Origin of the sequence: Bradyrhizobium sp. 186 (assembly GCF_023101685.1) — a bacterium.
In the GTDB taxonomy this organism is placed as follows: Bacteria; Pseudomonadota; Alphaproteobacteria; order Rhizobiales; family Xanthobacteraceae; genus Bradyrhizobium.
On sequence record NZ_CP082164.1, the window covers coordinates 6,634,557 to 6,649,270 of the forward strand.

At 63.6% G+C, this 14,714-nt stretch carries 11 protein-coding genes and 2 pseudogenes; 11 read left to right on the top strand and 2 right to left on the bottom strand.

Annotation, left to right across the window (positions count from 1 at the left end):
* The first annotated feature begins 20 nt into the window (after positions 1-20).
* Genes IVB18_RS31995 through IVB18_RS32030 form a run of 8 tightly spaced genes read left to right on the top strand, consistent with a single transcriptional unit; the run spans position 21 to position 9,893 of the window.
* On the top strand, positions 21-890 hold the full coding sequence (locus IVB18_RS31995; protein WP_247984329.1) for a branched-chain amino acid ABC transporter permease: 870 nt from the start codon (positions 21-23) through the stop codon (positions 888-890).
* Positions 887-3,418, top strand: coding sequence for a branched-chain amino acid ABC transporter ATP-binding protein/permease (locus IVB18_RS32000; RefSeq protein WP_346732564.1), 2,532 nt, complete (start codon positions 887-889; stop codon positions 3,416-3,418). Before IVB18_RS31995 ends, IVB18_RS32000 begins: the two co-directional genes overlap by 4 nt.
* Positions 3,419-3,435: 17 nt before the next feature.
* Positions 3,436-4,245, top strand: coding sequence for a ThiF family adenylyltransferase (locus tag IVB18_RS32005; RefSeq protein ID WP_247984331.1), 810 nt, complete (start codon positions 3,436-3,438; stop codon positions 4,243-4,245).
* Positions 4,246-4,250: 5 nt separating this feature from the next.
* Positions 4,251-5,975: an FAD-dependent oxidoreductase gene (locus IVB18_RS32010; protein WP_247984332.1), complete on the top strand. Its 1,725-nt coding sequence runs from the start codon at positions 4,251-4,253 to the stop codon at positions 5,973-5,975.
* A gap of 13 nt (positions 5,976-5,988) precedes the next feature.
* Entirely contained in the window at positions 5,989-7,716 is a 1,728-nt protein-coding gene (locus tag IVB18_RS32015) for an FAD-dependent oxidoreductase (protein WP_247984333.1), read from the top strand.
* A gap of 17 nt (positions 7,717-7,733) precedes the next feature.
* Positions 7,734-8,348 carry an NIPSNAP family protein gene (locus tag IVB18_RS32020; RefSeq protein ID WP_247984334.1) on the top strand — a complete coding sequence of 205 codons (615 nt, stop codon included), beginning with the start codon at positions 7,734-7,736 and terminating at the stop codon, positions 8,346-8,348.
* Between the two features lie 10 nt (positions 8,349-8,358).
* Positions 8,359-9,189, top strand: coding sequence for a TIM barrel protein (locus IVB18_RS32025; RefSeq protein WP_247984335.1), 831 nt, complete (start codon positions 8,359-8,361; stop codon positions 9,187-9,189).
* Complete coding sequence (locus tag IVB18_RS32030) at positions 9,186-9,893, top strand: SDR family NAD(P)-dependent oxidoreductase (RefSeq protein WP_247984336.1); 708 nt, start codon at positions 9,186-9,188, stop codon at positions 9,891-9,893. The genes IVB18_RS32025 and IVB18_RS32030 overlap by 4 nt, the downstream gene beginning before the upstream one ends.
* A 126-nt stretch (positions 9,894-10,019) precedes the next feature.
* On the opposite strand, the gene IVB18_RS32035 is transcribed toward IVB18_RS32030, so the two are convergent.
* Positions 10,020-10,232, bottom strand: a complete 213-nt coding sequence (locus tag IVB18_RS32035) for a hypothetical protein (protein ID WP_247984337.1) — start codon at positions 10,230-10,232, stop codon at positions 10,020-10,022.
* A gap of 453 nt (positions 10,233-10,685) precedes the next feature.
* On the opposite strand from IVB18_RS32035, the pseudogene IVB18_RS32040 reads away from it, so the two are divergent.
* Both IVB18_RS32040 and IVB18_RS32045 read left to right on the top strand, forming a co-directional pair.
* Positions 10,686-10,943: pseudogene (locus IVB18_RS32040) on the top strand (acyl-CoA synthetase); the annotation flags it as partial.
* A gap of 48 nt (positions 10,944-10,991) precedes the next feature.
* Positions 10,992-12,212 carry an IS701 family transposase gene (locus tag IVB18_RS32045; protein WP_247984338.1) on the top strand — a complete coding sequence of 407 codons (1,221 nt, stop codon included), beginning with the start codon at positions 10,992-10,994 and terminating at the stop codon, positions 12,210-12,212.
* A 254-nt stretch (positions 12,213-12,466) separates the two neighbouring features.
* Here IVB18_RS32045 and IVB18_RS32050 read toward each other — a convergent pair whose 3' ends face one another.
* Complete coding sequence (locus tag IVB18_RS32050; RefSeq protein WP_247984339.1) at positions 12,467-13,327, bottom strand: alpha/beta hydrolase; 861 nt, start codon at positions 13,325-13,327, stop codon at positions 12,467-12,469.
* Positions 13,328-13,475: 148 nt separating this feature from the next.
* Between IVB18_RS32050 and IVB18_RS32055 the strand changes: the two are divergent.
* Positions 13,476-14,242: pseudogene (locus IVB18_RS32055) on the top strand (IS5 family transposase).
* The last annotated feature ends 472 nt before the right edge of the window (positions 14,243-14,714 follow it).

Here is a 14,714-nt window from a genome sequence, read left to right on the forward strand (position 1 = left end):
ATCTGAAAACGGATGACGCCATGCTCGACATGATCCTGTCGCAGGCCGTCAATGGCCTGGTGCTCGGCTTTCTCTACGTTCTGATCGCGATCGGCCTGTCGATCATCTTCGGCATGCTCGGCATCGTCAATTTCGCGCATGGCGCCTTCTTCGCCGTCGGCGCCTATCTCGCTTATGCCCTAGCCAAGGAATTCGGCTGGTGGGCCGCGCTTGCCGCGCCGCTGTTGACAGGCGCCATCGGCATCGTCGTGGAGATGGTCCTGATCCGGCACCTCTACGGCAAGGAACCGCTGCTCGGGCTGATCCTGACCTTCGCGCTCGCGCTCCTGGCGGAGGCGGTGTTGCGGCTGATCTTCGGCGGAGCGCCCGTGCCCTTCACTGCGCCGAAATTCCTGGCCGGCTTCGTCGAATACGGCCCGATCCTGATCACCAAATACAGGATGTTCGTGCTGGTCACGACCGCGCTGGCGTTGGTCGCGTTCTGGGCTTTTCTCGCCTACACGCCTTACGGCCGGATCATCCGCGCCGGATCGCGCGATCCGGAGATGGTCGGCCTGCTCGGCATCAACCTGCCGGTCGTCTTCAGCGGCGTGTTCGGCATCGGCTGCCTGCTCGCCGGCCTTGGCGGGCTCTTGGCGGCACCGCTCTGGACCATCACGCCGTCGATGGCCGCCGGCGCAATCATGCCGGCCTTCGTGATCGTCACCATCGGCGGCCTCGGCTCTTTCCTGGGGGCCGTCGTGGCCGGCCTCCTGGTCGGCATCACCACGGCGATGACCATCCAGTTCCAGCCGGAATGGTCGGGCGCGGCCATGTACATCCTGATGGCCGCAATTCTCCTCGTCCGCCCGCGCGGACTGTTCGGCGAACGCTGGGAGAGGTTCGAGTGACAAGTCTCGCTCTGTTGCGCCATCCGGCGTTTGTCGCCGCCCTCGTTCTCACCGCGCTCACCGCGGCCTGGTCGCTGCTCGGCGCGCCCATCTCGCTGATCACACAGATCGCGATCTACACGCTCTATGGCGCCGGCGTGAATCTGCTGGTCGGCTATACCGGGCTCGTCCCCTTCGGCGCCTCGGTGTTCTTCGGTTGCGCGAGCTATGCGGCGGCTTTCTTCATCCTCGGCCGCTATGGCAACGATCTCGTCTCGCTGCTGCTGTCGACGGTGTTCTCGGCGCTCCTGGCGCTCGTGGTCGGCGCCATCATCCTGCGCCGCCGGGGACTGTACTTCTCGCTGTTGACGCTCGCGTTCTCGCAGATCGCCTTCGAGATCGCCTTCAAATGGACCGCTGTGACCGGCGGCGAGAACGGTCTTCAGGGCGTTTATCGGACGAGCTTTGCCGGACCATGGCCTTTCCACATCTTCGTGGTCGCGGTCACCGTGATCTGCATCTGGCTGATGTGGCGGATCGCCCACTCCCCGTTCGGCCGCGTTCTGCAGGCGGTGCGCGACAATGAGCAGCGGGCGAGCAGCCTCGGCTACAACGTCCATCGTTTCCGGCATGGCGCGCTGATCCTCACCGGCACCTTCGTCGGATTCGGCGGCGGCCTGCTCACCCTCATGCTCGAGGGCGTCTATGCCAACAATCTGAGCTGGCAGCATGCCGGCGACTCCCTGCTGATGACCGTGCTCGGCGGCGTGCATCACGTGCTCGGGCCGCTATGGGGCGCCATCGCCTTCATTCTGCTGGAAGACCGCCTGTCGGCCATCACGGAAAACTGGTGGCTGGCCTTCGCACCCATCCTGATGCTGTTCGCGCTAACCTCTCCGGAAGGAATCCAGGGCCTGTGGCAACGGCTCTTCGGCCGGCAGCGCTGGACGCTCGTGCGTCCCGACATCCCGACCCGACCTGCCGCCATCATCCCATTCGCAAGCAGCGCCGCCAAGGTCGACCGCGGTAAGCCGCTGCTGCAGACCATCGCCCTGAGTAAGAACTTCGGCAGCCTGGTGACGGCGAAAAGCATCGACCTCGAGGTCCACAGCGGCGTGCTTCACAGCATCATCGGACCGAACGGCGCCGGCAAGACTACGTTCTTCAACATGCTGTCCGGCGCGCTGAAGTCCAGCGGCGGGCGCATCATGTTCGACGGCAGCGACGTCACCCGGGCGCCCATGCATGTTCGGGCCCGGCTCGGCATCGGGCGCTCGTTCCAGATCCTGTCGATCTTCCAGAACCTGACCGTGTTCGAGAATGTCCGCGTGGCCGTGCAGGCTCAGCGCAGGGGATCGGCCAGGATGCTCGCCGATGCCTATGCGATGGAGGAGGTCAATGCCAAGACCTGGTCGATCCTCGATGCCGTCGGCCTTGCCGAAGTCGCGGCCGAACCGTGCATCAACCTACCCCACGGCGCCAAGCGCCTCCTCGAGATCGGCATTACGCTCGCGATCGATTCCAAGCTGCTGCTGCTCGATGAACCGCTGGCCGGGCTCGCCGAGGCCGATCGCGTCGTCGTCGCCGATCTCATCAGGAAGCTCGCGCAGACTCACGGCGTGCTCCTGATCGAGCACGACATCGATCGCGTCCTTGCGATCTCCGACCGCATCTCCGTCCTGCACCAGGGCCGGATGATCGCCGACGGCAAGCCGGCCGACGTGGCTGCCAATCCCGACGTGGTCGCAGCCTATCTCGGTGCCGCCAAGGACGGCACGCGGTCGCCACCGCCGGCGATCGAGCGGATGGCCCATGCGAAGGCGCCGGTGCTGCTCGCGGCCAACGGCGTGTCGGCAGGCTACGGCGGCAGCACGGTCCTTGAGGCGGTTGATCTTGCGGTTCACGCCGGCGAAGCCGTTGCCCTGCTCGGCCGCAATGGCGTCGGCAAGACGACCTTGCTGCGAACCCTCAGCGGCACGCTTGCGATCAGCAGCGGCAGCATCGCGTTCGACGACAAGCCACTGGCGCGCCTCAAGCCCTACGAGATCAACCGCCTGGGCATCTCGCTCGTTCCCGAAGGACGCCGGCTCTTCCCCAACCTCACCGTCGTCGAGAACCTGCAGCTCGCCGCGCGCGCTGGCGGCATCGCCCTGGACGAGGTGTTCGACCTGTTCCCGCGCCTGCGCGAGCGTCGTGCGGCCAAGGCCGAGAGTCTGTCCGGCGGCGAGCGGCAGATGGTCGCGATCGCGCGCGCCCTCGTGGTGCCGAGCAAGCTGATCCTGCTCGACGAGCCGTTCGAGGGCCTCGCGCCGGCCGTCATCAAAGAAGTCATGGACGCCCTCGTCAAGCTACGCGGCAAGGTCGCCATGGTGATCGTCGAGCACCACGCCGAGACCGTGCTGCCGATCGTCGACCGCGCCTACGTGCTGGTGAACGGCCAGATTGCCTTTGCCGGTGACGCCGTGATCCTCGAACGTGACCATGACCTGCAGGCCCGGCTGCTCGGCGTGGTCCAGGCGGAAGCGCCACAGGCCCGCGGAGCGGCCTAGCCAAGAAGAGAAGAAGAATGATCAACCTCAACCTGACCGGCGCGACCCGCCTCAACATCATCGTCGGCGACCCCATCGCCCAGGTGAAATCCCCCGCCGGCGTCACGCAGGCCTTCATCGACCGCGGCTATGACGGCATCCTTGTGCCTGTGCAGATCGACAGCGATCATCTCAAGACGTTCCTTGCGGCTGCGACCGACGTCCGCAATCTCGACGGCATCATAGTCACGGTCCCGCACAAATTTGCCTGCTACGAATTCTGCGCGAGCTCGACCGACCGCGCCCGCCTCCTCGGCTCGGTCAATATCATGCGCCGGCGACGCGAAGGCGGCTGGCATGGCGATCACGTCGACGGGCTAGGCTTCGTCGGAGCGGTGCGCGCCAACGGCTACGACCCGGCCGGAAAGCGCGCGCTGCTGGTCGGCGCAGGTGGCGCCGGATCGGCGATCGCCATGGCGCTCGTCGAAGCCGGCGTGCGGTCGCTGGCCATCCACGACAATGATGCAGCCCGCCGGGACCAGCTGATTGCGAAGCTGACGACCCTCGGCAAGGCCGAGATCGGTGCCGGCTCGGCCGATCCGTCCGGCTTCGACCTGGTCGCTAACGCGACGCCGCTCGGCATGAAGGCCGGAGACCCGCTGCCTCTCGAAGTGTCGAAGCTCAGGGCCAGCACATTCGTCGGCTGCGTCATCACGAGCCCCGCGGTCTCGCCGCTCGTCGAGGCGGCGCGCCGCCTCGGCTGCAAGACGTCGACGGGCACCGAAATGTACAACGCACTGCAGAGCTCGATGATCGACTTCCTGCTCGCGCGCGACGGATCGAGGTGACGGCCATGTTCAAGAACATCGAAGCGATTTCCGACGGCGCCCGCTACGAACTGGTCGTGATCGGCTCGGGTGCGGCCGGCATGGCCGCGGCGCTGTTTGCGGCTATCGAGGGTCGCAAGGTCCTGCTGGTCGAGCGCACCGAATATGTCGGGGGCACCAGCGCACTTTCGGCAGCGACCACCTGGATCCCCAACTCGCACCATTCCAAGAGCGTCAATCCCGATGACAGCCGGGAGAAGGTCCGCAAGTTCCTCGACGGCGTGGTCGGCAATCATTCTGCCCCGTCGATGCGCGAGGCCTTCCTTGACAGCGCACCGGAAGCGATCGCAACGCTCGAAGCCAACAGCGTCGTCAAGTTCCGACCCTATGCGACCCACCCCGACTACGAGCAGCAGTTCGAGGGCGCGACGATGCGTGGCCGGGCGCTCGAGCCGGTCCCGTTCGACGGCCGCGGCCTTGGCGCCGATCTCGGCAAGCTCCGTCCGCCGATCCCGGAGTTCACGATTCTGGGCGGCATGATGGTCGACCGCACCGATATCGGCCACCTGCTCGCCATCAAGAAGTCCGCACGCTCGTTTGCCCATGCCCTCAAGATCCTCGCACATTACGCCGGCGATCGGCTGAACGGCCGGCGCGGCTCCCGCCTGGTGATGGGCAATGCGCTGATCGGCCGCTTCCTGGCCTCGCTCAATGCGCGCGGCGTCGATATCCTGATCCGCACCGAGGTGCAGGATCTCGTCACCGAGAACGGCACTGTGACCGGTGCGGTCCTCAAGTCCGGCACAACGAGCCGCCGCGTTGCGGCCACGCACGGCGTGGTGCTCGCCGCCGGCGGCTTCAATCGGCATTCGCAGCGCCGCGGCGAGCTGCTGCCCAAGGGCGAGACGTACAGCCCTTCCGCTCCCGGGCACACCGGCGCCATGCAGGATATCGCCTTGCGGCTCGGCGCGCGCCTCGGCGAAGGCAATCGCGACAATGCGTTCTGGGCGCCGGTCTCGATCCGGCGGCGCGCCGACGGCAGCACCGCGAGCTTTCCGCATTTCGTCATGGACCGCAGCAAGCCGGGCACCGTTTGCGTCGATCAGACCGGCCGTCGTTTCGTCAACGAATCCGTCTCCTATCACCTGTTCGGCCGCGCGATGTTCGAGCACAACAAGCAGGTGCCCTGCATTCCCTGCTTCATCATCACCGACGCCGCAGGCCTAAAGAAATACGGCCTCGGCATGGTGCGGATGGGCACGCGCAACCTCGCTCCCTACCTTGCCGATGGCTATCTGACCGAGGGCGCGACCGTCGGCGAGCTCGCCGGCAAGATCGGCGTGCCGGCGGCCAATCTCGACAGCACGATCGCGGCGATGAATCGCTATGCCGCAAGCGGCGTCGATCCGGACTTCGGCCGCGGCACCACGCCCTATCACCGCGTCAACGGCGATGCGTCGATCGGACCCAACCCGACACTCGGTCCAATTTCGACTGCCCCCTATTATGCCGTGCGGCTCTATCCCGGCGACATCGGCGCGGCCACCGGCCTTGTCATCAACGAATGGGCACAGGTCATGCGCGCCGACGGCGGCGCGATCGCGGGGCTCTATGCCTGCGGCAACGAGGCGAATTCGATCATGGGCGGCACGTATCCGGGCCCCGGCATCACCATCGGTCCGGCGATCACATTTGCCTATCGCGCGGCGCGACACGCGCTCGGGGTGACCCAGGCGCGTCGCGCTGCGTGAACTGGAGGCTGGTGTGAGAGGCGACGAACATCTCGACTGCGATCTGCTCGTGATCGGCTCGGGCGCGGGCGGCCTGGCGGCAGCGGTCACGGGCGCCTCGCTCGGTCTCGACGTCATCGTGATCGAGAAGGAGGTGCAACTTGGCGGCACCACCGCGTGGTCCGGCGGCTGGCTATGGATCCCGCGCAATCCGCTGGCGAAAGCGGCCGGCATCATCGAGGCCGCCGAGCAACCCAAGCTCTATCTGCGGCACGAACTCGCCGCCGGTTACGACACAGCCCGCGTCGACATGTTCCTCGAGCAGGGCCCGCGGATGATCGAGTTCTTCCAGCGCGAGACTGATCTTGCCTTCATCGACGGCAACCAGATCCCGGATTTTCACGGCAAGAGCCCCGGTGCGGTGGCGGGTGGCCGCTCGCTCTGCGCGGCGCCGATCGATGGCCGAGAGCTCGGCCCGCGTATCCGCGATCTGAAGCCACCATTGGATGAAGTGGCACCGTTCGGCATGGGAATCGCCGCGGGTGCGGACATCCGGCACTTCCTCAACGCCCGTTCCTCGCTGACCTCGTTCCGGCATGTCGCCCGGCGCCTCGGGCGGCATCTGCTCGACATGCTGCGCTTTGGTCGCGGCATGCATCTCGTCAACGGCAACGCGCTTGTGGCCCGGCTGTTGAAATCAGCCGACGCGTTTGGCGTTCGCATCATGACGGCTGCGCCCGCCCGATCGCTGCTGAGCGAAGGAGCTCGCATCACGGGCGCGCGCGTCGTTCATGACGGCGCGACGCTTGAGATTCGCGCCCGCCGCGGCGTCGTGCTCGCCTGTGGCGGCTTCCCGCACGATACGGCGCGAAAGGCCGCGCTGTTTGCCCACGCTCCAAGCGGCCACGAGCATTGGTCGGCGGCGCCGGCCGGCAACACCGGCGACGGCATCCGCCTCGGAGAGAGTGTCGGCGGGGAGCTGCGCACCGACCTCTCCGATCCCGGAGCCTGGGCGCCGGTCTCACTGGTCCCGCATCGCGATGGCTCGGTTGGCCACTTTCCGCATCTGATCGAGCGCGCCAAGCCGGGGCTGATCATGGTACGCGACGACGGCACGCGCTTTGCCAACGAGGCCGATTCCTATCATGACGTGATGAAGGCGCTGTTCGCCGCCACGCCTGCGGGCATGCCCGCCGAAGCCTGGGCGATCTGCGATGCAAAATTCCTCAAGCGCTACGGCCTTGGCCGCGTCCGCCCTCCGCCCTTCCCGATCACGCCGTGGATTCGTAACGGCTATCTGAAACGAGGCGCGAGCATCGAGGCGCTGGCGCGCGACTGCAACATCTCCGCCCAAGGGCTCAAGGCGACGATCGAGCACTACAACCGATTTGCCGCGCGCGGCGAGGATCCCGCCTTCGGACGCGGAGACACGCCTTACAATCGCGTGCAGGGAGACATGGCGCATCTCCCGAACCCCTGCGTCGCACCGATCGACTCCGGCCCGTTCTATGCGGTGAAGATCGTTGCCGGTAGCCTCGGCACCTTCGCAGGTCTCAACACCGACGAACATGCCCGCGTCCTTGATGCGCAGGAGAGGCCCATCGACGGCCTCTACGCCGTCGGAAACGACATGTCGAGCATCATGGCCGGCCGCTATCCGTCCGGCGGCATCACGCTCGGTCCAGCCATGACCTTCGGCTACATCGCCGCGCACCACGCCGGCGGAATTCCGCTCGAGAACAACCGGTCGGCCGCCGCCTGACCGCAAGGAGAAGAAACATGCTCTATGAGATCGCAACGCTGACGGTGAAGCTCGGCACAGCCGCCAAGGCCGTGGCCGGGATCGGCGACTATGTCGGGGCGCCGGAGGCCAAGGGCACCCTGCTCGGCTGCTGGGCGAGCGAGATCGGCGAGCTCAACCAGCTCCTGGTGCTGCGCTCGTTTGGGGATCACGAGGCATGGCGCGGCGAGCGCGAGCGCACGCTGCGCACCACCAATCCCTTCAATGCCGGCGAGGCCATCACGCAGATGAGCTTCGACACCTATGCGCCGTTTCCATTCCTGCCGCCTGTCATGCCGGGCAAGTACGGCAGCGTCTACGAGATCCGCACCTATCGTCTCAAGCATGGCGGCGTTCCTCCCACGATCGCCGCGTGGGAAGCCGCGATGCCCGAGCGCGGCAAGCTGTCGCCGCTCTCGATCGCGATGTATGCGCTCGACGGGCCGCCGCGCTTCACCCATATCTGGCCGTTCGCGAGCCTCGATGCCCGCGCCGCGGTACGCGCCGAATCCGTCGCCAAGGGCGTGTGGCCGCCGAAGGGCGGGCCGGATTGGCTGACCGGCGAGATGCGCTCGATCGTCGCGCTGCCGACCGCGATCTCTCCGCTCGCGTGAGACGAACGTCATGACGCACATCTATTCGCTTGCCTATCTCACCTCGGCGCCGATGGCGCCTCCGGACGCGCTGGTCCTGGCCGAAAAGCTCGGCTACCAGGCGATCGGGGTTCGTATCGCTCCCGCCGCGCCCGGCGGCGACTTCTCGCCGCTCGCCACAGGTCCCGCCCTGTTGCGCGAAACCATCCGCCGCATCGAGGACACCGGCGTGCCGGTGTTCGACGTCGAAATCGCCCGATTGGGCGCGGATTTCAAAGCCGATCGCTTCGCTGCCTTCCTCGAAACCGCAGGCAGGCTGAAGGCGCGCGCCATCCTCGTTGCCGGCGATGATCCGGATGAGGGGCGCCTGACGGAGTCGTTCGCGACATTCTGCCGTGCTGCCGCGCCTTACGGTCTCACCGCGGATCTCGAATTCATGCCGTGGACCGCGGTGAAGAACGCCAAGGCCGCCCTTCGTATCGTGACCAATGCCGGCGAGCCGAACGGCCGCGTGCTGGTCGACGCGCTGCATGCCGCGCGCTCGGCCACCACGCTCAATGATATCGCAAGCCTGCCCCGGCATCTGCTGAGCTATGCCCAGCTCTGTGACGCGCCCGCAGAGATTCCCGCCACTAACGACGAGCTGATCCACACGGCGCGGTGTTCCCGGCTTCTCCCGGGTGATGGCGGCATCGACCTCGCCGGGCTCGTCCGCGCCTTGCCGGACGACCTTCCGCTGAGCCTCGAGATTCCGAACGATGAGTGGCTGCCCAAGCTCGGCGCCGAGGAATGGGGACGCCGCGCGCTGGCGGCAGCCCGCGGGGTTGTCGCACGCGCCGCAGACAGAGGAGCAACGACATGAGCGGTCTCGATCTCTCCGGGCGCATCGCCGTCATTTCCGGCGGCTGCGGCGGCATCGGCCAGGCCGTTCGCGAGCGGCTTGCCTCCTTGGGCGCGAAAGTGGTCGTCTGGGACGTCGCAGATGGTGCCGACGCGCGGATCGACCTCACCGACGAGGCCGCCGTCAATGATGCGATGGCGCGCCTCCTCGCGCGGTTCGGCCGCATCGACATCCTCGTCAATGCCGCGGGGATCACGGGCCCAACGGTCAACATCGAACAGTACAGCCTTGCCGAATGGCGGCGCGTGCTCGACGTCAACCTCACCAGCACATTCCTGTGCTGCAAGGCAGCCGTCACACCGATGCGACGGCAGAACGCCGGACGCATCGTCAACCTGGCCTCGATCGCCGGCAAGGAAGGCAATGCCGGCATGACCGGCTATTCCGCAGCCAAAGCGGGCGTGATCGCGCTGACAAAATCTCTCGGCAAGGAGCTGGCCGGCACGGATATCCGGGTCAACGCCATCGCCCCCGCCGTGATCGCCACCGATCTCGTCAAGCAGATGTCGGACGAAGCCTATCGAAACGTGCTGGCAAAGATACCGCTCGGACGTGCGGGACGACCGGATGAGGTAGCGGCGCTGGTCACCTGGCTCGCCTCCGACGAATGCTCATTTTCGACTGGCGCGGTTTTCGACCTGTCTGGTGGGCGAGCGACGTACTGAGCCGCCTGCCGAAGTTCCCTCTCGAGCTCATCGCCATTTGAGGGGCAGGCTATCACAGCTTGGCAAGCCGGTGAAATAATTACGCGCGGCAAACCGCGTCTGTCGAGCGTGTGAAATCGTAGAAAATCATAGATTGGCGCCCTGCCCCACCCAGCGACCCAACACTGGCCCGCTCACCATGCCGACGAACAAAATCCGCTTCTCGGTCGAAGCCACCTGCACTGCTCCCATCAGTTCGCTTGGGTCGAAGCTCGACTGCTCAAACTCGCTATCACTAGATTTTTCTTGATCTCCCGGTGCACACGTCGCGCACACGCCACCATCTAACGTATTGAACAACTTTAACTCTCGCTCCAATCCATCATGGGCAAGTTTGAGCTAGCTCCAGCCATCGATGTCCGATTGGAGCCAATCGGAGAAAGGCTCGTCCATCACCCCTGCCCTATAAGCCAACCGCAGATTCAAATCGTGGAGCTACCCTCGCTCCGACCTCAAGCGGCTCGGACTTTGCGTGCCATGCGAAATCCGTCCTATGGTTTGCTCGGCGACCAGTTTGATGGACAAGCAGCGAGGCGGAGATCAGGCATTCTCGACCTTGCTAAACCGAACCCCACCATTCGAGCTACGGCCGAAAACTGGCGGTTGGCCTCGAACTTGGGAGATGATCCCTCGTCAGGACCGACGGGCTTGCACATGAGCGCGCAGACGCGACTACGTTTAGAAGGCGCAAAAGATTTCCGCTTCTGAGACTGGACCGCAAAACAGCCCGCAAATTTTGGGCATCGATCCGCGGAAGCCATTGCCGGCGGCTGGTTCCACACCGGCGACCTCGGTGTGATCGATGAAGACGGCTACATCATCATCAAGGACCGCTCGAAGGACATCATCATCTCGGGCGGCGAGAACATCTCATCCGTCGAGGTCGAGGATGTGCTCTACAAGCATCCCGCCGTGTTGCTGGCCGCAGTTGTGGCAAAGCCCGATTCCAAATGGGGTGAAGTGCCGTGCGCCTTCATAGAGCTGAAGGACGGCACCAGCGTCACCGACAGCTAGCATTACAGTTGCTTTGTTTGCGGGCTTCTGAATCCATGGGCAACCATGATTCGAATGTCGTGGACGCGGGCCGCGTCGGTTGAGGAGACGCTTGCGTTGTGGGCGGCGTCGCTTCGAGAGATCAAGCAACGGATACGTCCGTTGTTCACGCAAGAGCGTGTGGCGACGAATGCAGGCTTGTTCCTGGAAGGTCTGCTCGGAGATGAGCAGCGCAAGACCGGCTGGATGCGCGCGGAGGCGGCTGGCGATCCTGGCCCATGGCGTCAGCAGGCAATTCTGGGTCGCGGGGATTGGGACGCTGATGCCCTGCGCGACATCGTCCGGGACTATGTCATCGAGCATTTGGCGGATGACGATGCGGTGCTGGTGATCGACGAGACCGGCTTTCTCAAGCAGGGTAAGGCCTCGTGCGGAGTGGCGCGGCAATACACTGGTTCGGCAGGGAAGATCACGAACTGCCAGATCGGCGTCTTCGCTACCTACGTTTCGCGTCATGGTCATGCGTTCATCGATCGCGCGTTGTATCTTCCGAAGGAATGGACCGACGATCCAGATCGTCTGGAAGCCGCATATGTGCCTGCCGATGTCGGCTTTGCGACCAAACCAAAGCTTGCGACGAGAATGATCGCACGTGCGATAGCCGCGTCTGTACCATTCAAGTGGGTTGCCGGTGACACGGTCTACGGTGTTGGCGATATCGAACAGCAGCTACGGCGGGCAGGCAAAGGCTATGTGCTCGGGGTCAGCAGCTCTCATGTCTTCCGATCCTGGGGCAAGCGACAGCCGGTCGCCGGCAAGGCCGAAGACATCGCCCGGACGCGGCGCCCGTCCGACTGGAAGCGCTTGTCGGCGGGAGCCGGAACCAAAGGACCGAGGCTGCATGACTGGTGTTATCTCGAACTGGCCGATCTCGAGGTCGAGCAGTTCAACAGCGCAAATGATGGTTTATGGACGCGCGGTCTGCTGATCCGTCGCCATATCGCCGATGGCGATCTCGCCTTCTTCACCACCTGGTGCCCAGCGGGAACATCAATTGAAACGCTGGTCGCGGTCGAAGGCCATCGATGGGCGATCGAGGACAGCTTTGAAACCGCGAAAAACGAGTTCGGGCTCGATCACAACGAGAGCAGGTCCTGGCATGGCTGGCATCGCCACGTGTCCCTGGTGATGCTCGCCTTCGCCATGATGGCGGCGATCCGCCATCGCGCCAATCCGCCACCGCTCAAAAAAACCAAACGCCGCCCCCCGGCAAAAGCCAAAGCATAACCACACCGCCACTGATCCGTTGGTCAATCCAGGAAATCCGCCGCATTGCCATCAGGCTTGCTCGAAAGCGGATCCAACCCGCGCATGTCATCGCATGGTCATTCTGGCGCAGAGCTCACCAGGCTGCCGCTCAGCGCGCGCATCTCAAAGCAAAACGGCAACTGTAATGCTAGGCCGTGAACTCATAAATGAGGAGGATGGCGGGAAGCCGACTGGCTGCCATCAGGAGAGGCCGCGGTGGATGCCGACATTAGCTATTGGTCGTGAAAGAATGCACCTAATTCGGCAGCCAGTGTCTCTGGCACCTCCTCCGCCATGTGGTGGTGGCAGTTGAGGCTGTTTCCGTGAACATTTGAAGACCATTCCCGCCAAATGGCGATGACGTCACCATGCAACTCCTCCAGGTCATCGTAAGCTGACCATAGCACGAGCAGCGGACATTCCAATTTTCGGCCTGCGGCTCGGTCGTCCTCGTCATGTTGTCGGTCTATGCCTAACCCGGCCCTGTAATCCTCGATCATGCCGTGGACCGTCGCCGGATCGTGGATCGAGGCGAGAAAATCAGCGTAAGCCTCAGCGCCCATCTCCGCGGGATCACCGCCGTACCATGCATCTGGATTGGCAAGGATAGCTTGCTCCGGTTTTTCAGGCTGAGCGAAGAAGAACCAATGCCACCATGCCGATGCGAACCGAGCGTCACATCGTGCCAGCGCATCGCCGATCGGAATGGCTTCAAGGATTGCGAGGCGGCTGACGGATGCCGGATGATCCATCGCTGTCCGAAAAGCGGTGTATGCCCCACGATCGTGACCCACAAGTCCGAAGCGATCGAAGCCAAGATAGTCCATAAGCGCTAAGCAATCGCCGGCCTTGGACCTTTTAGACGAGCCCGAATGGTCAGGCATGTCAACGGGCTTGGAAGACTGGCCGAAACCGCGAAGATCAGGGCAAACTACGGTGTATTCCTCAGCCAAAATCGGCGCCACGCGATGCCAAGTGGCATGGGTGCGAGGATGACCGTGCAACATCAGAAGCGGTGGGCCCCCTCCACCAACCCGCACTCTGAGCGTCGCTTCCGGAAGTTTGATCTGCTCCAGCGAGAAACCTTCAAACACGCAACTCCCTCCATTCGCAACATTTGCTAAACGCGTAAATGGAGAGGCAGTTCAATGTCGGCTTATCTGAACTTGCCTCGTATGTCCGAGAAGGATCGTTTGTCGACTGGCGGTTTCAAATTGGAGCGGAATCTGATTCAGGTTCAGCATGAGCCGATATGACCTGACCGACTTCGAATGGCGCGTGATCGAGCCACTGTTGCCCAATAAGCCGCGAGGGGTGCCGCGCGTCGATGATCGGCGGGTGCTGAACGGCATCTTCTGGGTGCTGCGATCGGGTGCGCCATGGCGCGATCTGCCTGAGCGATACGGCCCACGCACAACCTGCTACAATCGCTTTGTTCGATGGCGGAAAGCAGGTGTGTGGGATCGCCTCATGGCCAACATTACCAAAGCCCATGACGGTGAGGTGAAGATGATCGACACCTCCATTGTTCGCGTCCATCAGCAGGGTGCGACGGCAAAAAGGGGGATCGAGATCATTGTCTCGGTCGATCCCGAGGCGGGCTGACAACCAAAATCCATGCTCTTGTCGACGCGAAAGGCAGGCCGATCAAGCTGATGCTTACGGCAGGTCAGATGAGTGACGTCGCTTCCGCAGCGGACTTGATCACGGATTTGCCCGAGGGTGCCATGCTGCTCGCAGACAAGGGCTATGATGCCAATGCCTTGCGCACTGTCGTCACCGAGCGAAAGGCATGGGCCAACATCCCGCCCAAGGCCAACCGCAAGGACCCGATGTGCTTCAGCCCCTTCCTCTACAAGGCACGCAACCTCGTCGAACGCTTCTTCAACAAGGCCAAGCACTTCCGTCGCATCGTAACTCGATATGACAAGCTGGCAGAAAACTACCTCGCTGCCCTCAAACTCGTCTGCGTCTGTATTTGGCTACGCGGTAATGAGTCTACGTCCTAGATCATCGCCTTCTGCCGTGAACACATCTCCGGGTTCAAGACGCCGAAGGCCGTGGTGTTCGGGCCGCTCCCGAAGACATCGACGGGCAAGATCCAGAAATTCATGCTGGGTAGCGAACTTGGGTCCGCGACGGCGATCTCTCAGTTGGGCCGGCACGCGAGGAGTTGACCGTCTAGCCGGATATCCTCAGAAGGCCTGCTCTGGTTAGCTATAACGGGATTTTTCTTGATCTCTCGGTGCACACGCCGTGCACACGCCGCCTTCTAACCCATTGAAAAAATTTAACTCTCTGTCCAACCCATCGTCGGGGAAGTTTAAGCTAGCTTCAGCCATACAACAGCGACCAAGTCCAACTTCACTTCACCGCTTTTACTATCTCAACGAAATATGATCGTTAGCCTTTCCTTAGATCGCTCTTCTTTACTTCGAGTCTAGAACCCCTCAGGTGCCTCACCACGCACCAAGCTTCTTC

Coding starts and splice junctions, on each gene's coding strand:
- IVB18_RS32030 (WP_247984336.1), top strand. CDS start 9,186: ATGAGCGGTCTCGATCTCTCCGGGCGCATCGCCGTCATTTCCGGCGGC.
- IVB18_RS32005 (WP_247984331.1), top strand. CDS start 3,436: ATGATCAACCTCAACCTGACCGGCGCGACCCGCCTCAACATCATCGTC.
- IVB18_RS32025 (WP_247984335.1), top strand. CDS start 8,359: ATGACGCACATCTATTCGCTTGCCTATCTCACCTCGGCGCCGATGGCG.
- IVB18_RS32045 (WP_247984338.1), top strand. CDS start 10,992: ATGATTCGAATGTCGTGGACGCGGGCCGCGTCGGTTGAGGAGACGCTT.
- IVB18_RS32010 (WP_247984332.1), top strand. CDS start 4,251: ATGTTCAAGAACATCGAAGCGATTTCCGACGGCGCCCGCTACGAACTG.
- IVB18_RS31995 (WP_247984329.1), top strand. CDS start 21: ATGCTCGACATGATCCTGTCGCAGGCCGTCAATGGCCTGGTGCTCGGC.
- IVB18_RS32020 (WP_247984334.1), top strand. CDS start 7,734: ATGCTCTATGAGATCGCAACGCTGACGGTGAAGCTCGGCACAGCCGCC.